The sequence below is a fragment of the Paenibacillus polysaccharolyticus genome, from assembly GCF_023714295.1.
GTDB classification, from domain to species: Bacteria; Bacillota; Bacilli; order Paenibacillales; family Paenibacillaceae; genus Paenibacillus; species Paenibacillus polysaccharolyticus_A.
On sequence record NZ_JAMAUN010000013.1, the window covers coordinates 149,720 to 174,840 of the forward strand.

The window sequence follows — 25,121 nt, forward strand, 5'->3', positions numbered from 1 at the left end:
GATGTGCCTATAATAAAAGTATATTGTTAACACGGACTGTTACTGGGGAAACCAGGCATGACCGAATTCGATTGCTTTCGTGTAATCGCTTTCGGTCTTTTTTTATTTCTAACGGGGGGTGAGAACATTGAAGGTTATCAAAAAAGTGAATAATAACGTGGCCATTGCGATTAATGAGCATAACGAAGAGGTATTCGTGGTGGGCAAAGGTGTAGGGTTTCTCAAAACCCCATATGAGCTGACCGAGACGGATCTGGTGGAGAAAATCTTCGTGGCCCCGAAGAACATCCGGATGTATGACCTGCTAAACAGCATTCCGATTGAGGATATCTATCTCGCGGAGGAAGTGATGAAGCTGGGCAGTGAGATTTTGAACAAAACCTTTAACCCGAATCTGCTTCTCACCCTGTCCGACCATATCAGCTTTGCCCTTTCCCGAACCAGGGAAGGCATCAACATTAAAAATCCACTGGAGTGGGAAGTGCGGACACTGTATCCGAGTGAGACCCGGGTCGGGGAAGCTGCACTGAAGCTGATTCAGGAGAAAACGAATTTGGCTCTGCCGTCAGCCGAGATCACCCTGCTTGCCCTGCATTTTGTGAATGCACAGGTAGGTTCTGGCGAGATGAGTGATACAACCAAGGTAACTACCGTGACGGGAGAGATCCTTTCCGTAATCAAATACGCACTCAAGATTGATTTTCAAGAGGACTCCATTCATTTCATGCGGTTCGCTACACATATAAGATACTTCATCATGCGGCAGATGAGCGGCAAGTCGCTGAAAGATGAGAATGAGTCCCTGTATACGATGGTGAAGGAAAAGTTCCCGAAGGAACTCGCTTGTGTGGAGAAGATTGCGGATTTCCTGAAAACAAACTATGGCTGGACATGTTCCGATGATGAGAAATTGTATCTGATCCTGCACATCCAGCGATTAACCACTAACGAACCAGCAGAATAACAGCTACTCTCCAGGTTCTTCTGTCATCGAAGCGTCAGTGTAAATGGTCGTTAGCTTTAACTAGTAGGACAACTGAATACTCATTAATGGACTGTTACTGATTCGATCAGGCATGACCAAGCGTAGGGAATGACGATTCCCCGGCTTGGTCATTTTTCATATATATCTAATTATCCATCATGAAGCAGAGGAGAACAGGATTATGAATAATAAAGACTTGGCTAAAAACGTGCTTGAGCTCGTTGGCGGCGAGCAAAATATATCCGGACTTACACACTGTGCTACCCGTTTGCGTTTTGTATTGAAAGACGATGGTAAGGCCAATTTGAAGGAGCTGAATCAGCTGGAAGGTGTACTTAAAGCGCAGAACTCCGGGGGGCAGGTTCAGATCATCATTGGAGCGAAAGTAGATGCTGTTTACAATGAAGTCAAAAACTTAACCTCAGATCGACTTGAAAATTCCGAGGAATCCGCAGCAAGCAGTGGATCGAAGAAAAAACGCAATCCGTTCAATGCGGTACTTGAAACGATTGCCGGTATTTTTACACCGATCCTCCCGGCTCTGGTTGGTTGCGGCATGATCAAATGTTTTGCGACAGTAATGGCAGCACTCGGATGGTTGGAAGGGTCTGGATTCATGGTCATTATCAATATGATCGGTGACTTGATCTTTTATTTCTTGCCGTTCTTCCTTGCTGTCAGCGCAGCACATAAGTTTAAAACAAATCCCTATCTGGCAGTAGCGCTTGCCGCTGGACTGATGCACCCGACGATTTTGAATGCGGCAGCTAAAATAGCCGAGACAGGTGTGAGCACAGTTGATTTTCTGGGCATGCCGATCCTGTTAATGAAGTACTCATCTTCAGTTATTCCTATTATTCTGGCTGTTTGGATTATGAGTTACTTATATCCACTCGTCAATCGAGTGATTCCTAAGTTTTTGCAAGTGTTGCTTACGCCAATGATCGTGCTGTTTATTATGGTTCCACTTGAACTTATCGTGTTTGGCCCTGTGGGTTCACATATTGGTGACTGGCTGACGAACGGTATTAACTCACTCTTCTCTACCGCGGGTGTTCTGGCAGGAGCGATTCTCGGTTTCTTTAAACCGATTATGGTTATGTTTGGTATGCACTATGCCATCATGCCGATTCAGATTCAACAGGTGGCTACACTGGGTGCAACGGTGCTGATTCCTACAGCACTGGCAGCGAATTTGGCACAAGCTGGCGCGGCCTTTGGTGTATTTATCCTAACGAAGAACAAAACGATGAAATCTGCTGCGGGATCTAGTGGCATCACGGCGTTATTCGGAATTACGGAGCCAGCAATCTATGGTGTAACGTTGAAATATAAACGCCCGTTCTTCGCAGCTTGTTTGGCTGGTGGTATCGTTGGTGGATTTTACAGTCTGGTTCATACCACGGCTAATGCAATTGCACTTCCAGGTTTATTGGCGCTAGGCACGTACACAGCAGATCGTTACATCTATGTCATTATCGGATGTATTGCTTCAGTGGTATTAGCCTTTGTATTTACCCTGATAGCGGGCATTAAGGAAGATACAGACGGAAGCCCGTCGCAGAAAACTTCTGGCACAGTAAACACCGATCAATCGAATGCAGTGGCAAGCACAGTACAATCAGAAAAGTCTATTTTGAACGACACTTCTTCTTCAGACATGCTCATCGTAAGTCCGATGACGGGTGAGATTAAACCGATCTCCGAAGTAGAGGATCAAGCTTTTGCACAAGAACTGATGGGAAAAGGGATTGCGATCGTGCCAACGGAAGGCAAGGTATATGCCCCGTTTGACGGAGTAGTTGAAGCTCTTTATCGCACGAAACATGCTATTGGCTTAAAGGCAAATAACGGCGTAGAGATTCTGATCCATATCGGGGTAGACACCGTCAGCCTGAAAGGCAAATATTTTAACGCACACATCAAACAGGGAGAGACTATCCAAGCAGGAGATTTGTTGGTGGAGTTTGATCCAGACGGCATTAGATCAGCAGGCTATAACACGATTACATCGATTGTTGTTACTAACATGCAACAATATGGAGATGTGCTCACGACAGCGAGCAGTGGCCCGATCCGGGAGAGCGAAGCTTTAATTAAACTTATTCCTTAAATAAAAATACAGGAGGAAATTACAATGACGATTATGAGTAAATCCCATTTTCCAAAAGACTTTTTATGGGGCGGTGCACTGTCTGCTTGTCAGGCAGAGGGTGCTTATGATGTGGACGGCAAAACGTTGACCATTCCCGAGGTCATGAAGTTTAACGAGAAGAACGACCGCAAGGTAACCAAACAGATTCGGGTGAACTGGGAGATGATTGAGGAAGCTCGAAACGACCCAAATGCGGCGAACTATCCGAAACGGCGAGGAATTGATTTTTATCATCGATTCCGTGAGGATATTGCGTTGTTTGCGGAGATGGGCTTCAAAGTGTTCCGTTATTCGATTGCGTGGGCAAGAGTGTTTCCGGGCGGGGATGATGCTTCTCCAAACGAGAAGGCGTTACAGTTCTACGATCAGGTCATTGATGAATGTTTGAAGCACGGCATGGAGCCGTTGATTACTATTAGCCATTTTGATACTCCGATTGTACTGATGGACAAGTTCGGTGGCTGGTACAACCGCAAGCTCGTGGATCTATATGTGAAGTATTGCGAAGTGCTGTTCAATCGCTACAAAGGCAAAGTGAAATACTGGGTTACGTTCAACGAGATTAATATGAGTGTCAAAGCATCGGCTAAAACGCTTGGTATCATTGATTATGACGCGCCTAATTATGAGGAAATGCTCTTTCAGGGTCTGCACCACCAGTTTGTGGCTGCGTCCAGAGCAACCAAGCTGGCTCACGAGATCGATCCCAATAACCAGATTGGCAGCATGGTGGCCTATTTCACAACGTACCCGTACACATGCAAGCCGGAGGACGCGTTACAGATGCAACAGGATGATCAGATGAAAAATCAGTTTTATCTGGATGTGCTCAACAAGGGAGAATACCCGTACTACAGCAAGACGTATTTTAAAAATAAAGGCATTCAGCTACGCATTGAGGATGGCGACCTGGAAGGAATTCGGTCACATACGGCTGACTTTGTAGGCATGTCGTATTACAACTCCATGATCTCCAGCAGCGATACCGAGCAGCTTGAATTAACAGCGGGTAATGTGCACAGCGTGTACAAAAATCCGCATCTACCTGCAAACGAGTGGGGATGGCAGATTGATCCGATCGGCCTGCGTTATACACTGAATCTGGTCTATGACCGGTATCAAAAGCCTGTGTTTATTCTGGAGAACAGCTCTGGATTTTACGACACACTAAATGAAGATGGTACGGTGAATGATCCATATCGGATTGATTTTTTAAGCAAACATATTGAACAGATGGGACTGGCCATCGCGGATGGCGTCGAGGTGCTTGGGTATACGATGTGGGGGCCGATTGATATGATCAGTTCAGGCACATCGGAGATGAGTAAGCGCTACGGATTTATCTATGTGGATCAGGACGACTACGGTAAGGGTACGCTGAAAAGGATTCGCAAAGACTCGTTCTACTGGTACCAGAATGTAATCCGTACCAATGGGGCAGAACTGTAACCGCATCGCACCTGTATCTAAAGTGAAGGTGTGGTTAATTCCTAGTAGTTTCCAAAAGGCTTAAGACTAGAAACAGTAATAAAACAGCACGTGCCCATCAGATCATGACGGATACGTGCTGTTTGTGTTGTGTAAATTGTTGCAACATTCATTTATATAAAAGCTCATGGGGGAGCTGAGGTATCTTACAGACCAAGCAATTCTTTGACACTTTCGGCTACGGCTTTGCTGGATTGCGGGTTTTGTCCCGTAACCACACGTCCATCTGTTGTCACATAGGAAGTGTAAGGAGAGGATTTAACGTACTCGGAAGCACGTTCCCGAAGTGCATCTTCGAGCAGGAATGGAACATATTTCGTTTGTTGTGCCAGTTCTTCTTCCTCGTTGGTGAAGCCAGACACTTTTTTATCGTTAATCAGAAGCAAGCCATTGGACAGCTTCACATTCAGCAGGGCAGTAACCCCGTGGCACACACCGGATACCACGCCACCTTTTTCATAAATATCACGTGATAGCGCTTGGAGTTCGGCATTGTCCGGGAAATCCCACATTGTACCGTGTCCACCCGTGAAGTAGATGGCATCGTAGTCGCTTGCGCTTACTTCGCTCGGTTTCAATGTGTTTTTCAATTTGTTCATGAAGGATTCATTTTCGAAGTACGCTTTGGTGCCGGCATCCAGAGAGTCGCCCAGACTTTTCGGATCAAGTGGCACGTTGCCGCCGTTCGGGCTAACCAGATCAATCTGCACATTATCGTTATTGTCGAACTCTTCGATGAAGTGAGTGGCTTCACTGAGCCACAGACCCGTAGGTTCATCTTTGGTTGCATATTTATCGACATTGGTCAAAACAACTAATATTTTTTTCATCGTAAAAACCTCCTGTACATGCTCATAATTTAAATTGTGTAAAATATAATCGTTAACAACTTCATGCTGACAATATATCATACTCATTTGTTAAAGTAAACTAAAACGATGAAATTCGTATAGTTCGTTTATTATATCTATTTTGTCCAGGCATGGTATACTCATTATATTGTCCAATTTGGAGCAATTGACGCAGCATGAAGGAGGTACCCCCTTGAAACGTTTGGAAAATTCACAAAAACTACTAACCAAAATCATTCCGGTTCTGCGTGCAAAGTCCATCAGTTCACTGCGCATGGATGACATCGCGAAACATATGGATATCAGCAAGGCAACCCTATATAAATATTTCTCATCCAAAGAGGAAATTATCCAAAACGTACTGAACGTGTATATTGAGGAGATTCATGATTCCCGGGCAACGATGGACGATGATACGATCTCGTACGAGCGTAGATTTCAGATTGCCTATGAGCATGCGATGACTCATGTGTTGTATCTGCCCGAGTTCTTTTGGAACGAGGTGAAGAAGCTTTACCCGGAATTATACGAAGGCATTGCTTCCGCCTTGCGGCATCATAGTGAACAGTTATGTTCCTTTTTTGAAAAGGGAATAGAACAAGGTATTTTTAATCGCATTAGCCCGGTGCTGTACATGATTCAAGATGAAGCGGTGATCCGCAGAATTGCTGAACCTTCGTTTTCCATCACGCATGATATGACCATCCGTCAGGGCTTGTTTGACTTTTACATCCTAAAGAAACATCAGTTACTTAGCCCGCCATGGATCGAGAATCTGGATGATCAGCCGGTAAAAGCATACATTAACGAACTGATTCAACAGCTATCACGGACGATGTAACGAGCGGATATGAGAGGGTTATTGGATGGCCAGCCCTGGATATAACAACGGGGAGTATATATTTTATTTCAAATTTAAAATAAATAGATTTAAAGTCCTAGGCCTTCTGATATAATCATGTCGAAAGATGTCAATTATGACCAGATGTCTTCTACATATTTTGGGAGGTCTACCCTATGAAAAAGTCAACAAAGCTTCTCTCTTCAACAGTTATTGCTGCAATTGCAGCGGTATCGGTTGTCACTTCTGCTTCAGCAGCAAGTGCAACTGTGGCAAAGCCCGTTTCTTCATTGTCCGGAGTAAACATCTCCTCGATGGATATTGAAACGGCCTTGATGATGGTGCAGCAGGAGCGCACCAGATTGCTGGATGCTCAATTGCAAACACAAATTCAAGAGGTACAGAACCGCAATCAACAGATTGCTGATCTCAATGCAAAATTGCAAGTGGCTCAGCAAAACGGAGATCAAGCCGCTGTACAAACATTGAAAGGCCAGATTGATGCCCTCAGCAATTCGCAACAAATGGATATGCTTCGTCTGCAGTCCATGTCTAACAAGCGGAATGAAGCTTTTGATCTCATGACTAATTTCATTAAAAAGATGCAAGACTCCAGATCCTCCATCATCGGTAACATGCGCTAGAACTGGGATCCCAAAACAAGGTTTAGAATGGTACTTTCATCAAGAAGCACAACGTTACAAAAGCAAAAAGAGCGAAGCCGGAATCCACATTCCAAAGCTTCGCTCTTTTTTTATTTTACTCAGCCAGCTTAACCAGACCAGTCCCGGCGACGCGTGAACAAATCCTTCAGCTCATCGGTCGACAGTTCGGTAATCCAGTTCTCCGAACTCGTGATGATGTTGTCACTAAGTTGTTGCTTGCTCTCCAGCATCTCGTCGATGCGTTCCTCGAGCGTACCGAGAGAGATAAACTTGTGCACCTGCACGTCCTTGGTTTGTCCCATCCGATAGGCCCGGTCTGTTGCCTGGTTCTCCACTGCGGGGTTCCACCAGCGGTCAAAGTGGAAGACATGATTGGCCGCCGTCAGATTTAGCCCAACACCACCAGCCTTGATGGACAGAATGAAGACCGAAGGTTGCTTGTCCGCAGGCAGTGTACGGGACTGAAATTCCTCAATCATGCGATCCCGTGCAGTCTTCGACGTGCCGCCATGCAGGTAGAGTACAGGCTCTTGCAGCTCCTGCCGTAGCACTTGCTGTAATATCTGCCCCATGCCGATATATTGTGTGAAAATCAGGCAGCGTTCGCCCTCGTCACGTAGCTCACGAACCAGCTCCATGAGCCGTTCCAGCTTGGCCGAGCGGCTGATCAGCATCGCCATGTCCTGCGGACTGTACACGTCATAGGTTGATGTTGCCGGATCATCCGCAGGCAGTTCTTCAGGCAACGTTTCCTTGGTGAGCAACAGCGGGTGGTCACACAATTGCTTCAATTGGGTTAACGCGGAGAGAATCGCACCTTTGCGCTTGATGCCCTCCAGCTCTTTCATTTTATCCATCAGGGCTTGCACCGATTGGTCATATAATGCACTCTGTTCACCTGTGAGGTGAATATATGTTTTCATCTCATTTTTGTCCGGCAGATCGAGCTGGATATTCGGATCTTTTTTCTTCCGGCGAAGCATAAAAGGTTTCACCAGTTGTTGCAGATCCTGCATGCGCTGCTCATCCTTATCCTTTTCAATCGCACTGATGAAGCGGGTTTGAAATGCCCGGGCACTGCCCAGATAACCCGGATTAATGAAATCATAGATCGACCACAGTTCGGATAACCGATTCTCGATGGGCGTACCTGTAAGCGCAATGCGATGTTTCGCCGGGAAGCTGCGTACAGCCACGGACTGTTTCGTCTGGGCATTCTTGATATTCTGTGCTTCATCGAGGCAGATAGCAGACCACGTGTAGGTTTCCAGCAGTTCCTGATCCAGCGTCGCCGTGGCGTAGGAAGTAATGATAATATCTGACTGTTCGGCTTGCTCCCGGAATTCTTCTCCGTTTAACCGGCGTGCCCCGTAATGCAGACTGACACGGATGGAAGGAGCAAAACGGCTGATTTCCTTCTGCCAGTTCCCGAGTACGGATGTTGGACAAATCAGAAGGGCAGGTGCTTGTCCAGGTAGTCTTGGCTCATGATCTTTAATGTGCAACAAATACGTAATGAACTGAATCGTTTTCCCAAGACCCATATCATCAGCAAGACAAGCGCCTAAGCCGAATCTGCGCAGAAAACCAAGCCAAGCAAAACCTTCCTTCTGGTAGGAACGTAGCTCTGCGTGAAGTCCCTCCGGAACGGGCAGGGAAGGGGCTCCGCCTTGTCCGCCTCCGAGCTGAGCGATGACCCGGTTCAGATGATCATTTAACTCCACCTCAAGCCGGATACTCTCGCTGGTCTGAGATGGCTCTGGTTCCTGTTCGCCCTCGGCCTGTTGACCTTCCTTCCATTTCTGCTTGGCATATTCCCGCTGCTCATTGTGAAGTAGATGCAGATGCAGAATATCCTGGAAAGAGAGTCCTTCCTCCCGATCTACACCCCCCATCGCTCTGCGAATTTGCTCCAGCAGATCGGGGTCGAGCGGAACCCATTCGCCGCGGAATCGGACGAGTCGTTCATTACGGGCGACGAGATCTGCAAATTCTTCTTCACTAAGATCACTATCCCCAATGGCGATGCGCCAGTCAAAATGAATGATGGAGTCCAATCCAAAGAACGATTGGCCACGCTCACTGCCTTCCTCCGGTTTTACTTTGGCTCGCAGCTTCGGTTTTTTCTTCCGGGCGGCTTCCCACCAGCCCGGCAATAGAACTTGCCATCCCGCGGCTAGCAAGCGACCGCTCTCTTGGGTCAGAAACTGCCAGGCTTGCTGATCATCCAGCGGATCGCTCAGAATATCTCGTCTGCCGCTGATGGAACTGCCAAGACGCGGCAGTTGCGCACGCAGCTGATCCAGCCAGCCAGCCGAGCGATCCAGAACAAATGGCGTCCAAGCTTCGGGCCATTCGCCCTCCAGTCGTCCGCGTGAATCGAGCATGACGGGCACGAGAACGGCAGCATCCAGCTTGTTCTGCAATACCAAACGCAGTCGCCAGGAGAAGTCGTCCTCGTCCGGCTCCTGCAATTGCAGCATCGGGCGGAAGGGTGCAGCATCGGCTTTCCAACCGATGGACACCAGCCACGACCGAGCATCAAGGCCGCCTGTTCGCGGAAGCACTCCGCGCTCTGGGAAGAGCTGTGGGAACTCCCGCCGCAGGTCGGTGGCTGCTTCTTCGGAGCTATACCAGCGCTGGAACACAGCGGCGGAGTAAGCTGCGCCAAGTCCTTCAGCGAAACTTTCATCCGTCTGCTGCATGGCTTGGTGAAGTGCAGCCAGATCCTGCTTTTTCAGACTATCCGAGTCCCACGTCCATTGCAGTTGTCCGGCACGATAAGCCTCAAAGCTGGGTACATGCTTGCGATGATCAATAGACGAGGACAGTATCGGGGCTAGTCGGATCAGGTACTCAGCCTGTTCATCCCACTTCCACTCAATATGAATCAGAGTCTTCATCTCTGCAAAAAATGGGAGAACCTCTTCCGCAGGCAAGACCACAAGCTCAATCTCTTCAATCTGCCGGATTTCAAGCTCCGTGCCGTAAAAGGAAGGAGCATGCCATGCGAATAGACGTTGTTTCAACGACTGGCCTGACACAAAGTGATGTGTATTCAGCGCACCGTAAAATAGCGCATCGCCATAGCCGGTCAACGCCACGTGTACCTCAATCGTTTCTGTGTAGGGGTGAATTAGACTCATGGAATCAGCTTACCTTTCCGAAGCTCCTCCTGCAGGGCGCGCAATCGGCTGTTGCGAACAGCCAGTGCAGTAATGAACTGCTCCCACGGCTCCTCTCGCTTCATTTTTTTATATATTTTGGACAGTCGTTTCAGCAGCTTTACTGCGGCTTTGTAACCATCCCTGTTCTTGTGTGCAATATAACGCTCCACCGCCTGATGATAGAACGGCAAAAGCAACTCAGGGGCGTCCTTCTCAATGGGTTGCAATACAGCTACTCGGAATTCGAGAGGTTCAGTGCCTGTGCTCAGCTGAAAATCAATCCACCTGCGCCACTGCCCCCGAGAATGCATGGCATCCTCATAAGCAGGCCTGGAGTGGGGAAGCATGCTGACCAGCGTGTCCCACATCCGGTGCTCTGCATCCGGGACATGCTGGATTGCAGTATCCCACAATCGCATATAGTCCTGTAAAGGAGCATTGCGGCGACCCGCCAACAGGGGCCCGAGCTGTACCAGCCATTCGGACAGACGTGTCCATTCAGCTGCATCGGTCAGTGTATGGAGAAAGTACAACAGATGTTCCGGCGGAATGCCATAGGCTGAGCTGCCATGGACAAGTTTCTGCCAAGCTGATGAATCCTGTTCCAGATGGTAGTACATCCAGCTCTGTGCCAGAACAAGCGGTAAGGGTAAAGATCCTTTTCTGACGTTCTTCTCTCCGCCGGGGACAGCTCCTTCTGGCGAAATGATCTTTGCTTCTGCTTCGTTCAGTAGATGAAGTTCTGACTCCAACATCGCCTGTTTACCTTGAAGCCAGGGCACAATCCAGTTCAGCCACAGCTTGGAGTAAACGGGTGAGAAGAACATCATATTAGCTGTCTCCGGCAACATCTCTGTCCGCAAATAAGCCGAAGTTTCTTCGAGCCTTGCCCAGACTTGTTCAAATGCCGTGCCCTTCAATCCGGACAAGTCCAGCGACTGGAGCAGAAGGGTCTCAATTCCTTTTTGGAGAGCGTCTACTGCCAGCTGGGCAGGGTAACTTAAATACACAGGAGTATGCGTAATCGAGTTGCGCGCGGGTGGTATACAGTATCGCATGAGGTAAAGCTGAACATGCAGCTCAAACAGCTGATCCATCGCCACTGACATCTTGGGTTTGATCGCGTATAGTTCATCTGCAGCTTCCTGAATGTAGCCCGTCGTTGCCGTTCCTGTCCCGAGTCGCTTAAGGGTCGCTCGAAATAGTTCATGCCATTCAACAATGTCCATTCCAGCGAGTTCGGTTGCCCGCTCCTTAATTGTGCTATACTGGGGTCCATCCGAGGAGATATTGTCTTGGACAGCCTCCTCTTGTTCCGTAACATCGCTGAAGCTATAAGCTCTCGCAGATGTCGAACCTGCCGGTTTGCTGGTTTGTTTCAAGGCAGTACTTGCATGTGCATTGACCAGTGCAGGAACGGGGCGTCCTTGCTGTTCGGCATAACTCATCAATACAGCAGCCATATGTTTGCATGGAGAGTTAACCGGGCAGGCACAATAACTGGTGGACAAGTCCTGCATACGGAGCACAACCTCGTAAGATTCTGATCCTTGTACCTCGGCGGTAATAGACTGAGCATCGTTGAAATTTATAGATACAACACGTTTCTGTTTATAATATTGGAATCCACGCATGATCGTCAGGTTGTTAAAAAGATCTGCAACTTCACGAATCAGTGCTTGCCACTGCGTGTCATCCATGGTCTGATCCTTAGGTATGTTCATCATTCCATCTCCTGGGGTATACATGGTTAACTAATGATGACGTCTTCAACGTCACGGCCTAGAGTTTCAATGCTTCTATCATATCAGTTCTGGAGATGCTCGTGCAGACGTCATCCGAATCTACTGCACGAATACTCCATATTGTGTATGCTTATCTTATAACGTATGTATTCATTTCAGGAGCAGTACTGGCTGCGCGGCAGCCATATAAAGACTATATTCAACAACAGGAGCGAGCATAGAGATGAAAATCCTTACATTAAATGTCCATGCTTGGGCAGAAGAAAACCAACGGACCAAGATCAGTCAGCTGGCTGATTTTATCAATACACATCAATTTGATATCATATCGATGCAAGAAGTGAACCAGCCGATTCAAGAAACGGCTCTGACCCAAGAGGAATTGCAGACGTATACAGCAACCGAAGCGGATGTGACGATCAAAAAGGATAACTACGCTCATGTCCTGCTACAGCAACTAACCGAGACGTATTACTGGACCTGGATTCCAACACATATCGGGTTTCGTACATACGATGAGGGGCTGGCGATTCTAAGCCGGACACCCATTACTCGTTCATTCGGCGAATACGTGTCCCACATGCGGGATTATAACAACTATCGAACACGCAAAATCGTCGGGATTGAGACTACCCTGGAAGGTGAGTCCACATCCACATGGTTTGTGAACGGACATTATAACTGGTGGGATGATGCACAGGAACCTTTTAAGGGGCAATGGGATTTGACCGAGCGTGTGCTTGCACCTTATATGCATCAACCGTTGTATCTGATGGGGGACTTCAACAATGTCGCGGAGATTCGTGGACAAGGCTACGATTACATGATGGAACATGGCTGGAATGATCTGTATACGACAGCCGAACAAAAAGACGACGGGGCTACTGTGGTTAAAGCGATTGCCGGCTGGGCGAACAATGAACAACCGCTAAGAATTGATTATATTTTCTCGAATCGTCCTGTTCAGGCGCAGACCTCCAACGTTGTGTTAAATGGTAAAAAGGGACCTGTCGTATCCGATCATTTCGGTGTTGCGGTAGAGATATAAGGATCTTCCGAGTTTATGCTTTTGCACGTACATTCTCTTTCTCTTGTACGCCTGAATGCTATATTCGATCATGTAGATAGAAAGCCTCCGCTCATATCCCGAACAGGGAATGACTGCGGAGGCTCTTGGTGTGTTATGAAAAACTCATTTCTTATGTAAATCGTGCTGCTTAAATTAAATTTTTCTAAGATTCATTGTTGATCAATAAATGTTTATTCAAGCGTAAGCATCTGCTGTACAAACTTTTTTAGATTTGCACTGGTCTCACTCAGTTGTTCAATACTTTGCATAAATTCAGTCACAAGCTTGGCTTGATCTCCAGTTGCTGTCGTAATCTGGCCAATCTCTTGCTCCATATATTTCATGGAATGCTGCACACTGCCCAGAGAGGTCTCGATATCCGACGCAGCTTGTTTCGTATGATCGGAGAGTTTACGGACTTCACTAGCTACGATGCCGAATCCGGCGCCTTGCTCACCGACACGAGCGGCCTCGATCATTGCGTTTAATCCAAGCAGATTGGTTTGCTCGGAGACTTCACGAATCACGTTAGTAACTTTTGTGACATTAATTGAATTTTCAGATGCCTTTTGAGAATTACGCAAGATTTCCGCAGAAGTTGCTGACAGTTGCTGCGAATGGGCTGCAATTTGCTGAATGCCGCCAACAAGGGAGTTAATTGTTGTTTCGCTTTCGCTAATTAGCGTTTCTAGTGTCAGGTGATTATCAAGCGCATAGTTAACTCCAAGGATGCCGACAACTTGTCCGTTTTCTTTCACAGGGATGAGGATGGAATCGAAAGGCCTCCCCTGAAGATCGCCAGGCATACGCACAATAGTGCGGGAATCCTTGTTGCTTAGCATTTTGAAATGTTTGTAGTCATCATGGAGTTCGTCGCCGGCTTTTACACCAATATCTAGACTTTGGGCTTCGGAGAAATATAATACCTTTTCATGGTCATTGATCGATATGGAGATATCGTCACGGAACATTTGACGTACAAAAGGCATCGAATTGACCAGAGATTCAAGCGTATTCAATATAAATCTGTCCTTTCCAAAATAGTATGGGTTGTTATTAAACTACCAAGTATATATCGGTTATGTTATGGATTTTTTTAAACGATGACTAGCTTGAGCTCCATATTTCCCTTTAGTATCCGAATGGGTAAGTAATAAATTCAGACCACAGTGTAAGCGTAAACAAAAATCTGTAGCCACCATGGTCTATGTCAGTTATACTAGGATTATTAATCGGTATGAGTGGTAAAAGGAGTACAATTGCTTTCCTCGAAAAGGGGTATCCTCACTGAGGTTAAGCGCTATATCTACATCATGAAAATTAGGTGAACAACGTCCTGTTAGCAGGCAGGGGCTTTTATAAGATTGAGAAGTACTTCAACATGAGAGGAATGTGGCATTCAATGACAACGTATTTCAGTGAACCGCAGAGCATGTATTATCGATTCGGAGAAAATCAGGAGCAGGTATTGAAGGTGCTTGCCGAGAGATATATTGGTGCCAATGCGCAGGCTGATTTTGTATACCGTGCGTTTCAGCAATCCGGCATTTTGCAAAATGATAAAGGGCTCTATGATCTGAATCTTGGTAAACGCTTTCCAGACGCGCCGAAAGATCATATCTCCTACGCCGCAGCGCTGGTATGGGGGGATGAGAATCGCAATCTCGATGTGCTGGTACGTTGCTATGGACCGGTACGTTTTTATTTTAACAACGAGTTGATCTACCGTTCTACGGTCATTGATGAGATAACGCCAGATGCCACGGTGAAGCTTGGAATCGACATCGAGCCCGGCTGGAATACCGTGTGGCTGGAGATGAAAAACACCCCTGCCGGATTCGGATGCCAGTTCGGTTCCGATGAAGGCAAAGTACGTATTCTGAATGTACTTGCTCCTTTTCAAGAGCGTTCGGGGCAAGCGGGATGGGTCTTCTCTGAACCTGTTACATCCGCACAAGCCCAGCCAAACCTGCTCGCGAGTCAAGGAGAGAGTAATCTAAAATGGTTGCCAGAGACCCAGTGGTCTGCTTCTGATCAGAATAAATCGGCTTTGGAACGAATCTATGGACTGCTTCCAGGCAGACACGCTTATGCATGGACGAATCTGAACAATCGTGATACCTCTGGACGTCCGGTTCGATTATCTGGACAATCCTCTGGTCCAATACAGATCTGGCTCGGGGACAAGTCAGTTGCAACAATAAAAAACGCAGGATCGTTTGAAGTGGAGGTTGAAGCTACATTTGGCCGAAATGATCTTCTGGTAAGAAGTGAATGTCAAGCCGGTGCTGGCTCATGGGGATTTGACCTGAAAGCTTCTGTCGGTACAGAGTCTCTTCAGTTGGAGCTTCCGCAACGAGTGCAGGGAGCATTGGAAGAATGTTGGTTCTATGCAGGTCCATTTGAATCTGGAGCCGAGCCAGAACTTGCAGATTTGATGCGTTTGGATCGTGTGTACCGGACTAATGCAGGACAACAAGGCACAGGAACGAGCGGCGTTTCGCAAGCAGGGCGGACGTACTGGCGTTTGGGTCGGCCGGATACGTTCATCCGACCTTATTATGAAAATGCGATGCTGAGCAATAAATGGACCGTGGGTAGTGTAACCAACTATGGACGTTGGGATTACCCGCTGGGTGTCACCGTCTATGGCCTGCTTCAAGCTGGAAGATATATGAAGAGACCGGATATTACCCGTTATGCGGCAGAACATGTACAGTCATGCACTCAGATGTATGCGTATTCTCTGTGGGATCGTGAGCAGTATGGTTTCCCTTCTATTAATCAGCAGTTAATTATGTTGAAAATGCTGGACAACTGCGGTTCCTTCGGCTCAGCGATGCTGGAATCGTATACGGAATGCAAGGAACCAACCTTCCTTCCCATTGCCGAACGTATCGCAGACTTTATGCTTAACCGTTTGGAGCGCCAAGCGGATGGGGCGTTCTATCGCACATGTGCAGGGGAGTATGCCGAGAACACCATGTGGGCAGATGACCTTTACATGAGCACACCATTCCTTGTGCGATATGCTCGTGTGACAGGGAAGTCCGAAGCACTCGACGAAGCGGCCAAACAGTTTTCGCTGTATCGTAAATATTTATTTATGCCTGAATACAAGATCATGTCTCATGTGTATGATTTCAAATATGAACAGGCAACTCAGATTCCTTGGGGGCGTGGTAACGGATGGACGCTGTTCTCCTTGACGGAAGTACTGGAGGCTTTACCGGAAGACCACGCGGAGCGTCCCGCTTTAATCGAGTTTTTCAACGAGCTATGCGAGGGTTATGCAGCACTGCAAAGTGAGAGCGGGCTCTGGCATCAAGTATTAAATCATTCGGAAACGTATCTGGAAGCCTCCTGTACAGCTATGTTTGCGTATGGTTTCGCACGCGGTGTACGTTTTGGCTGGTTTAAAGATCCTTCGGCATACGTTACGGCAGCTCAGCGGGCTTGGAAGGGACTGGTGAGCAACGCCATTGACCGTCAAGGGAACGTTCACGGCGTATGTAGCGGATCAAGATATGCATTCACAGCTGAATACTACGATCAAGATTTGCGGACGGTTACCAATGACAACCATGGGATTGGGATCATGATGCTGGCTGGAACAGAGGTAGCCAAAATGGAGAAACATTTATCGGAGCGCACGGCCAATTCTACAGCGTCTACTGTACATTCCGGATAGAACGAGGTTGTATCAGCTTCCCACCTGCTTCATTTTTTAGGTTTGTTCATCATGAAGAGATAAGCGCCACCGGGAATGTGGTTTCCGGTGGTTTTTCTTTCCTGTGAACCCCTTACTTTTTTGACAGGATAGCTTACTTTTGTTTATGTCATGTACAGAGACAGGCGATTACAATAGTTTTGTAAGCGATTTCATATAAGCAAAAGGGGAGGAAATTCATTCATGATCATCACCAAAAAGTGGGTAACCCTGTTCTGCCTGTCCCTGTTATTATTCGCTACAGCCTGTTCTGGAGGAACCTCAAGCACACCGGCATCTTCCGGTGATTCAGGCCAAGGCGGTACTTCTGACAAAATTGAACTGCGCATGACCTGGTGGGGGTCACAGACCAGACATGATCTGACAACCAAAGTGATCAAACTGTTTGAAGAGAAACATCCAGGCATTACGATTAAAGCTGAATATTCGGGCTGGGATGGATATTTTGACAAACTTACGACTCAGGTTGCCGGTTCGAACGCTCCGGATATCATCCAGATGGACTACGCGTTTCTGACGGACTTTGCACGGCGCGGTGCTTTGCTTGACCTGACGCCATATGCAGATAAAGAGCTGCGAATCAAAGACCACGACAAGAGCATGATTACAGCCGGATCGATCGACGATAAACTATATGCCATCACCCTTGGGGTGAATGCGCCAGGTGTCATTTATGACGCAACATTATTCCAGCAACTGGGCATTGAAGAGCCGAAGGAAAGCTGGACATGGGACGACTTCTCAGCGATAGCAGCCAAGATTGCTGCAGCGAAGGGAGACGGATTCTACGGTTCGGCTGACATTTCCGGTGCTACGAATATGTTTGAGGTATTTGTACGCCAGTCCGGCAAAGGTTTGTTTGAGGATGGCACTATGACAGCAACAAGTGACCAATTGAAAGAGTGGTTTGAGATGTGGGCTGCATTGCGTGAGAACAGAGGAGCTACATCCGCTGAAGTCGCTGCTTCCACAACCAATGCACTCGAAACCAGACCGATTTCTTTGGGTACAGCAGCTATGGACTTTGCGTGGTCCAACCAACTGCTTACGTTCCAACAAGTGAACAAAAACCAGGATCATAAGCTTGGCATTCAAGTGCTGCCACATGGTGTGAACGAACAACGGATCGGTGAGTATCTGAAGCCAGGCCAGTTCCTGTCCGGTTATGCCAAATCCAAACATCCAAAAGAAGTAGCTATGTTCATTGACTTTATGGTGAATGACCCTGAAGCGACAGCGATTCTTGGATCAGAGCGCGGTGTGCCAGTCAATGCGAGCATCCGTGAGCAGATGCAGCCGAAGCTGTCAGATGCAGAGAAAGTCATTTTCCAATTCATAGATACGGTATCCAAACATTCCAGTGAAATTAGCCCGCCATACCCGCAAGGTTTTGCTGAAGTGGACACGAGTTTCAAAAGTGCAAGCGAACAGATCGCTTTTGGTCAAGGTAGTATGACAGACATCATTGCCCAGTTTATTGAGGGTGCCAAAGCAACGCTTGGATCAAGCCAGTAAAGAGAATAGAACTTGTAGCTATAGACGAGTTTTACCTGTATCTGTATTTGTAGGTATGTCTACAAGATATATCTACAAATACACCTGGCAGAAACCGTTACGATGAATTCAAATCCTGCGGGGAGGTTGCGAAAATGACGACATCACAGGTCAGTCAAGCCAGAATCGAGAAAGTAGCCGCCCGGCGCATGAAACGTCGATACGCCCATAATGGAGCTGCTCTGCTCTTTCTCGCTCCTTGGCTTGTCGGATTAGTATTTCTGACCCTAGGTCCCATGCTTGCTTCGTTATACATTTCCTTTACCGATTATAGTATTCTTGCCGCTCCGAACTGGGTCGGTCTGAATAACTACGTCACCATGTTTACGTCTGACAAGCTGTTCACCAAGTCCCTTCAGGTGACATTTACCTACGTTGCTGTCTCCGTTCCACTCAAACTGATTTTTGCCTTATTTGTCGCGATGCTGCTCAACAAAGGCATTCGCGGACTTGGCATATACCGCACCGTGTATTACATTCCGACATTGCTGGGAGGCAGCGTAGCTATTGCAATGTTGTGGCGCAAAATGCTGGGCGGTGACGGATTGCTCAACAGCGTACTGGCGATGGTAGGCATTAAAGCACCAGACTGGGTGGCTAATCCGAAGTACGCACTGTATTCCATTGTTCTGTTGTCTGTATGGCAGTTCGGTTCATCCATGATCATCTTCCTGGCAGGACTCAAACAGATTCCACCGGAGTATGATGAAGCTTCCGCGGTAGATGGTGCGGGGCCGATGCGGAGATTTTTCTATATCACGTTGCCGATCCTGTCACCTGTCATCTTCTTTAACTTAGTTATGCAGCTGATTACGTCCTTTCAATCGTTCACGCAGGCCTTTATTATCAGTAACGGCAGCGGGGGTCCGGTGAATTCCACATTGATGTACTCTCTCTATCTGTACAAAAAAGGGTTCTCCTTCTTCCAGATGGGTTATGCTTCTGCCATGGCGTGGGTGCTGGTAATCCTGATCGGCGTATTTACATTGCTCGTATTCCGCAGCAGCAAGTTGTGGGTACACTATGAGGATGGTGGAAAATCATGATTGGACAACGTAACTCCGTAGCATGGATTGTCACCAAACATGTACTGATTTCAGGTATTGCCCTTGTGATGCTCTATCCTGTTCTATGGATGCTGGGCAGCTCGTTCAAGCCGGGGCATATGATTTTTACAGAAACGTGGTTCTGGCCAAAGGAATGGAATTGGCAAAATTACATGACGGGCTGGTCCGGCGCTCAGGGGAATGCCTTTTCCAAATTTCTGACCAACTCCATCGTCCTGTCGCTTGGAGCCGTGCTGGGCAATGTGATCTCCTGTTCGATGGCGGCCTATGCCTTCGCCCGGTTAAACTTCCGCTTCAAAGCGATCTGCTTCGGGCTAATGCTGATGACGATTATGCTACCGCATCACGTTACGCTAATCCCGCAGTATATTCTCTTTAATCAGTTGGAGTGGGTGAATACGTACTTGCCACTTGTTGTACCAAAATGGTTGGCAACTGACGCGTTTTTCATCTTCCTTATGGTACAGTTTTTCCGGGGATTGCCGCGAGAACTGGATGAAGCAGCGACGATCGATGGTTGTGGCCCGGTAAGAATCTATACCAAAATTATTATCCCGCTCGCTTTTCCGGCACTGGTAACGACGATGATCTTTACGTTCTTGTGGACATGGGATGATTTCTTCAGTCAATTGATCTACCTGAGCGATGTGAGCAAGTACACCGTTCCGCTGGGACTACGCTTGTTCCTGGATTCGAGCTCACAGTCCGATTGGGGTCCGATGTTTGCCATGTCTGTGTTATCCCTTGTGCCATGTTTTATCGTATTTATCGTGTGTCAGAAGTACTTCGTGGAAGGAATCGCGACCTCTGGGCTCAAAGGGTAATTCCAAGACGAAACGAGTTGATTCCGAGTGCGAAAAACAAGATGGTCTGCCTACATTCTTCAAAAGTTGCAACAAAGCAAGCTCTCCACGTTGATGGTGACTTGCTTTATTGCGTTTAATTTGCTGCTCGTCTCCATTGTTGTATGGCTGGCTTACCAATCCTTCTCTGCGGTCACATTTACCGAAATTAGCAAAGCACGTCTTGCTCTCTTGAATGAGAGCACCAGGCGGGGCTTTGATTTTATTACTGGAGTAACGGGCACGTCCTATGGGCTCGCAAGCAACAGGGAGTTGTCTAACTTGCTGGATACATCCAATACGGGCAGGTTGGCACAGATTCATCAGCGGAGAGAGGTTTCAAAAATTCTGGATCATACCATGGTGGTGAGTGATGGGATTACCTCGATTGAGCTGTATACGGATGCTTTTAATGAAGTGACAGTTACCATGGCTGACCGTATTTTCCCTGTAGATGCTATATCGAATGATTCATGGTTTGCCGCACTGGAGAAGGCGGACGCAGCTTGGGTCCCGCTTCGTGAGAATGAATCGGGCCAATCCTTGGTTGGATATGCACAGCGGATTTATGACAGTCGAGGCGGGACGGTCGCTTATGTGCTCATTCGTCTAAGCAGAGCGGATATTGTACGTAGGTTTGCCGATGTTCCAATGGTGCTCGATGGCAAAGTGCTACTGGTCGATACCGCCGGCAATGTGGTGATGCAGATGGGGAAAGCGGATCCTTCAGGGGGAAGTGTAGGTCAGGCTGATCCAGAGGAACAAGCCCGTCCTGAAGAAAAGCACAATAATGATCAAGGAACGGCGGACGGGACTGACTCATCATCTTCTATTATAGATAGTGCCTGGATTCAGGAGCATGCGCGGCCTGGAGAAGATGGATTCGAAGTGGTATCAGGTCAACCGGGTGGAGCAGAGTTGGTGCTGTACTCCAGACCTGCTATGCTTCAGTGGCGTCTTGTGCAGACGATTCCTGTATACACCTTGTTATCGCCGGTTCGCCAAGCAGGGTGGCAGATCCTTGGCATTGCTGTGCTTGGGCTTCTATGCTCGGCTGTGCTCGCGTATTTGTTTGTACGGCAGATTATTCGACCTCTGCGCCAATTGATCAAACGAATGAGACAGCTTGAAAAAGGGGACTTCGATACTCGTGTAAAACTGTCGTTTACAGAGGAGTACGCCCATCTGGCCTATGGTTTTAACCATATGGCTTCACAGCTTACGATGCTGATGGAGCAGGTCAAGGAAGAGAGTCGAGCGAAACGGGAAGCGCAAACCAGCTTGCTTGAGGCTCAGATCAAACCTCATTTCTTATACAATACGCTGGATATGATTCACTGGCGTGCGCTTGATTATGAAGCCAAGGACATCAGTCGTATGATTGTGCAATTGAGCAAGCTGCTGCGGATCGGGCTGAGTGGGGGCAGATTGTTTATCCGTGTAAGGGATGAATTGGAGCATGCCCGTTGTTACGTCAGCATTCAATCTGAACGCTTACCGTTCTCGATTCAATATGAGGAGCGGATCGACCCACGTATACGTGGTTGTCATATCCCCAAGATCATTTTGCAACCCTTTATTGAAAATGCCGTGATGCATGGGCATCCATCGGAAGGAACGTTGCGTATCCAGGTAGGTATTACGCCGGCGGAAGGGGCTGTTGCTGACATCACCATTCGAATCACGGATAATGGACAAGGTTTGCCGGAGGATTGGAACATGGAGGATGCACGAGGTATCGGTGTTCGTAATGTACATCAACGCATTCAGTTGTATTGTGGACAAAGGTATGGCGTGCAACTACGGAATGGAAGTTCAGGCGGTGTCGAGGTGGAGATTACACTACCGCGCATTGAGACCGAAGAGCATTTAAATCTGTGGCTGGACGGTGAAAAATGATGAAAACCATTATGCTTGTCGATGACGACCCACATATTATTAAAGCGCTGACCGAGCATATTAACTGGCCCTCTTTGGGCCTGAGTATTGCTGGTACAGCTGCGAGTGGAGTGGATGCACTTGAGCTGTTCCAGCGCGTGCATCCGGATCTTGTCATGACCGACGTATACTTGCCGGGCATGACTGGACTTGAAGTCACGCAGGAGTTGCGGCGTGACTATCCCCACTTACCGATTATCATCCTTAGTGGATATGACGAGTTCGAAAACGCCAGAGCGGCTATGCGCTGGGGCGTGAATCACTTTTTGCTGAAGCCAGCGGAGGTGGAAGAAATTGAGTCAGTGCTACGGGAAGTATTGCTGGAGCAAGATGTGAGAGATCGGAGAGAGCGGCTGGAGCGCACGTACAAACAGGAAGCTGGCCGGGTGCTCCCTTATCTTCGCAAACAGTTTCTTCATGAGTTGCTGACTACACGTTATCGAGCACACGAATTACCCGAGGCGCGGATGGAGTATATCGGGTTTCAAATCTATGACAAAGTTCGTGCTGTCAGTTTGCACCTGAATCGTCCGGGTTTTATGACACGTATGAAAGAGCGAGACTGGCAACTCTTGCGTTATGGGGCAGCGGATATCATCCAAGAGACAGTAAAGCAACAAGTTACTGGGATGGCAAAATGCCAACTGGAGGTTGTGGATTATTCCGATCAGGTATTTGTACTCGTAATGCTCGGAGACAAGGATTATTTTGACGAATTGCAGGCTCTCGTAGGTCGGATGATCGATCAGATCTTTACGTATCTAAAAATTGAAGTTAGCGCTGGCATCGGCCGGGTGAAAGATCATCCTTGCGAGGTCATTGACTCTTACCTGGAAAGCAGGGAAGCGGTAGAAAGAGCGGAGTTTCAGGGCGGGAACCGTATTTATCATGTGGAGACATCGGAAGATATGGAGCGGAGTGCGACGGATTATTCTTTATTGCTTCATCAATGGGATGAGGTGTGGGTTGATCTGCGGATTAGTCAGGCGGAGGAGGTCTGGCTTCAATTATTCCAATCGCTGCAAGAGGGGAACTGTGCAAGCATTCAGGATGCCCAGGTGGTAGCGGTTAGTTTATTTGATACGATGATGCATAGCTGGAAAAAGCAACATCCGATGCTGACACCACCTCTCACGATGAGCGACTTCCTGCGTGAAATACAGTCGAAATATGCTTTGCATGATCTGATAAACTGGATGGATGGCGTCATTAAGGGATGGCTGGAACAGATCCGTAAAGAGACGGGGGAGAAAAAAAGCAACAAACTTGTCGCACAAGTGAAACAATATGTAGAGGAACATTACGCAGAGGAGATCAGTTTCGAGGCTATCGCAAAAGGTCTCTTTGTGCACCCCAAGTATTTAAGCCAGCTGTTCAAAAGAGTGACCGGAGAGAATTTTGTAAGTTACCTTAATGGGTACCGCATACAGCGGGCACAGGAGCTTTTACAGTCAGGACATTATATGGTGTATGAAGTTAGTGAGATGACGGGATTCCGCAATGCGACGTATTTTAGTCAGGTGTTCAAAATGGTGACGGGGAAAAGCCCTTCAGAGGTGGGTTGAGTGGAAGAGTTGTCAGTCTGGCAAGTTAAAGATTCGTGATTCTGAGTAAGAGCGAGTTAGCTAAGGGTTCTGATTAGAACATGTATATAATAGAGGATGAGGCAAGGCGAGTGTGGTATATAGCCTAAACGGAATCGATAATGTTATTCAATGTTAAGCATGAAAGGTGTGAGAGGGCAAGATGATCATTGATGACCAGGAGTACCAAGTCAAAGGAATCCAATATACTATTCGTTCAGCCGTGGAAAAGGACGCAGATACGTTGTGCTCACTTCGTGTGCAGCTGGACGGAGAGACGGAAAACATGGATCGTGAAGCGGGAGAAGCCTACATTGATGCTTCGGGGTTCAAAGAGTTGATTCGCATGGATACCGTAAAACGTAACCATCTGTTTCTGGTTGCTGTGGCATCAGGTGACATTGTCGGGTACTGCAGGTGTGCTGGAACTGAGTTGAAGCGGTTTTCGCATCAGGTCGAGTTTGGGGTATGTGTTGCCCGTTCCTTCTGGGGATATGGCATAGGAAGAGAGTTACTGAAAACGTCCTTACGTTGGGCGGATGAACAAGGGATTGAAAAGGTAACCTTAAAGGTACTTGCAACGAATGATAAGGCGATTCGATTATATGAGACAAGTGGTTTTGAGATTGAAGGAGCCCTCAAGCGAGATCGACGGCATGTGGATGGACAGTATTATGATACCGTGATGATGGCCAGGTTTGCGGATGATTTGAGGCAGGATGAGGAAGAAGTGCGGTTGTTTAAAGATTAGAATAAATGGAGTACATTCTAGCGAGGGTTGTTTTATCTATAATAATGGATGAGAGAGTTATTTGATGGAGGTAAGCTAGAGGATAATCATTAAGAAAACAATGGCCTGTTCATTTTATTATATTCGGATTACATGTTTAAATATTAAGTTCTTCTGTAAGGTATACTTGATGTGTAGATGCAGTAAGTAAGGTATTTAAAAGAATGAAGCATATTAGCGTAGCATCAATAGTACCTATCCAAGCCTGTTGAATTTGATATATGATATTAAAACTATAGAAGAATACTTCTTGGTATATTTTACAAGTTGTCAAAGGGTTGTATATTATGATATATTCTAAATCCGGCCAAGAAAACACAGTATAAACGGTGCGGCAAGCAAATGAAAACAAGCTTCAAAAGAAACTTGAAAAAAAGAGCTTGCAAAGTTGGTTTGGAAGTGATATGATATAAAAGTTGCTGAGGAGAGAATAAATCAGCAGCGAAACAAGTTTGATCTTTGAAAACTGAACAACGAGTGAGTATCGATCTTGCTTGCAAGATCAAAAATGAGATTTTAATCTCGTCAGATTCAAAATGAGCTTATCGCTCTTTTCAATACCCCGATGAGTTTCACCGCGTTTAACCACGCTTTGAAATTCATCTTTATTGGAGAGTTTGATCCTGGCTCAGGACGAACGCTGGCGGCATG

General features: G+C 47.2%; 17 protein-coding genes. 13 read left to right on the forward strand and 4 right to left on the reverse strand.

Annotated features, from left to right (window positions below; translation table 11 throughout):
* Positions 1 to 118: 118 nt before the first annotated feature.
* The 3 genes from M3629_RS24500 (at position 119) to M3629_RS24510 (ending at position 4,589) form a co-directional block, all read left to right on the forward strand.
* On the forward strand, positions 119 to 964 hold the full coding sequence (locus M3629_RS24500; protein ID WP_251511027.1) for a PRD domain-containing protein: 846 nt from the start codon (positions 119 to 121) through the stop codon (positions 962 to 964).
* Positions 965 to 1,166: 202 nt separating this feature from the next.
* Positions 1,167 to 3,098: a beta-glucoside-specific PTS transporter subunit IIABC gene (locus tag M3629_RS24505; RefSeq protein ID WP_251511029.1), complete on the forward strand. Its 1,932-nt coding sequence runs from the start codon at positions 1,167 to 1,169 to the stop codon at positions 3,096 to 3,098.
* 33 nt (positions 3,099 to 3,131) lie between these two features.
* A complete protein-coding gene (locus M3629_RS24510; protein ID WP_251511049.1) occupies positions 3,132 to 4,589 on the forward strand; it encodes a glycoside hydrolase family 1 protein in 1,458 nt (485 codons plus the stop codon).
* Positions 4,590 to 4,774: 185 nt separating this feature from the next.
* Here the strand turns inward: M3629_RS24510 and M3629_RS24515 are convergent, their stop codons facing one another.
* Complete coding sequence (locus M3629_RS24515) at positions 4,775 to 5,458, reverse strand: type 1 glutamine amidotransferase domain-containing protein (protein WP_251511030.1); 684 nt, start codon at positions 5,456 to 5,458, stop codon at positions 4,775 to 4,777.
* Between the two features lie 214 nt (positions 5,459 to 5,672).
* Between M3629_RS24515 and M3629_RS24520 the strand changes: the two genes are divergently transcribed.
* The gene (locus M3629_RS24520; protein WP_251511031.1) at positions 5,673 to 6,320 is read left to right on the forward strand and encodes a TetR/AcrR family transcriptional regulator; all 648 of its coding nucleotides are present in this window, start codon (positions 5,673 to 5,675) and stop codon (positions 6,318 to 6,320) included.
* A gap of 176 nt (positions 6,321 to 6,496) precedes the next feature.
* Entirely contained in the window at positions 6,497 to 6,964 is a 468-nt protein-coding gene (locus tag M3629_RS24525; RefSeq protein WP_251511033.1) for a hypothetical protein, read from the forward strand.
* A gap of 128 nt (positions 6,965 to 7,092) precedes the next feature.
* Here M3629_RS24525 and M3629_RS24530 read toward each other — a convergent pair whose 3' ends face one another.
* Together M3629_RS24530 and M3629_RS24535 are read right to left on the reverse strand one after the other, a co-directional pair.
* Positions 7,093 to 10,131, reverse strand: coding sequence for a DEAD/DEAH box helicase (locus M3629_RS24530; RefSeq protein WP_285888999.1), 3,039 nt, complete (start codon positions 10,129 to 10,131; stop codon positions 7,093 to 7,095).
* Positions 10,128 to 11,879: an SWIM zinc finger family protein gene (locus M3629_RS24535; protein WP_251511034.1), complete on the reverse strand. Its 1,752-nt coding sequence runs from the start codon at positions 11,877 to 11,879 to the stop codon at positions 10,128 to 10,130. Before M3629_RS24535 ends, M3629_RS24530 begins: the two co-directional genes overlap by 4 nt.
* 241 nt (positions 11,880 to 12,120) lie before the next feature.
* On the opposite strand from M3629_RS24535, the gene M3629_RS24540 reads away from it, so the two are divergent.
* Positions 12,121 to 12,945 (forward strand): endonuclease/exonuclease/phosphatase family protein, encoded by an 825-nt coding sequence (locus tag M3629_RS24540; protein WP_251511036.1) that lies wholly within the window; start codon positions 12,121 to 12,123, stop codon positions 12,943 to 12,945.
* A 212-nt stretch (positions 12,946 to 13,157) separates the two neighbouring features.
* Here the strand turns inward: M3629_RS24540 and M3629_RS24545 are convergent, their stop codons facing one another.
* On the reverse strand, positions 13,158 to 13,985 hold the full coding sequence (locus M3629_RS24545) for a methyl-accepting chemotaxis protein (protein ID WP_251511037.1): 828 nt from the start codon (positions 13,983 to 13,985) through the stop codon (positions 13,158 to 13,160).
* A 362-nt stretch (positions 13,986 to 14,347) separates the two neighbouring features.
* On the opposite strand from M3629_RS24545, the gene M3629_RS24550 reads away from it, so the two are divergent.
* From M3629_RS24550 to M3629_RS24580, 7 genes are all read left to right on the forward strand, one after another.
* The gene (locus tag M3629_RS24550) at positions 14,348 to 16,657 is read left to right on the forward strand and encodes a glycoside hydrolase family 88/105 protein (protein WP_251511038.1); all 2,310 of its coding nucleotides are present in this window, start codon (positions 14,348 to 14,350) and stop codon (positions 16,655 to 16,657) included.
* Positions 16,658 to 16,879: 222 nt separating this feature from the next.
* Positions 16,880 to 18,211 (forward strand): ABC transporter substrate-binding protein, encoded by a 1,332-nt coding sequence (locus tag M3629_RS24555; protein ID WP_154891485.1) that lies wholly within the window; start codon positions 16,880 to 16,882, stop codon positions 18,209 to 18,211.
* 134 nt (positions 18,212 to 18,345) lie between these two features.
* Positions 18,346 to 19,296, forward strand: coding sequence for a carbohydrate ABC transporter permease (locus M3629_RS24560; protein ID WP_397351819.1), 951 nt, complete (start codon positions 18,346 to 18,348; stop codon positions 19,294 to 19,296).
* Complete coding sequence (locus M3629_RS24565) at positions 19,293 to 20,141, forward strand: carbohydrate ABC transporter permease (protein ID WP_090924199.1); 849 nt, start codon at positions 19,293 to 19,295, stop codon at positions 20,139 to 20,141. Before M3629_RS24560 ends, M3629_RS24565 begins: the two co-directional genes overlap by 4 nt.
* A 27-nt stretch (positions 20,142 to 20,168) precedes the next feature.
* A complete protein-coding gene (locus M3629_RS28760; RefSeq protein WP_251511039.1) occupies positions 20,169 to 22,058 on the forward strand; it encodes a cache domain-containing sensor histidine kinase in 1,890 nt (629 codons plus the stop codon).
* Positions 22,055 to 23,662, forward strand: a complete 1,608-nt coding sequence (locus tag M3629_RS24575) for a response regulator (protein ID WP_251511040.1) — start codon at positions 22,055 to 22,057, stop codon at positions 23,660 to 23,662. The genes M3629_RS28760 and M3629_RS24575 overlap by 4 nt, the downstream gene beginning before the upstream one ends.
* Positions 23,663 to 23,843: 181 nt before the next feature.
* A complete protein-coding gene (locus M3629_RS24580) occupies positions 23,844 to 24,431 on the forward strand; it encodes a GNAT family N-acetyltransferase (RefSeq protein ID WP_251511041.1) in 588 nt (195 codons plus the stop codon).
* The last annotated feature ends 690 nt before the right edge of the window (positions 24,432 to 25,121 follow it).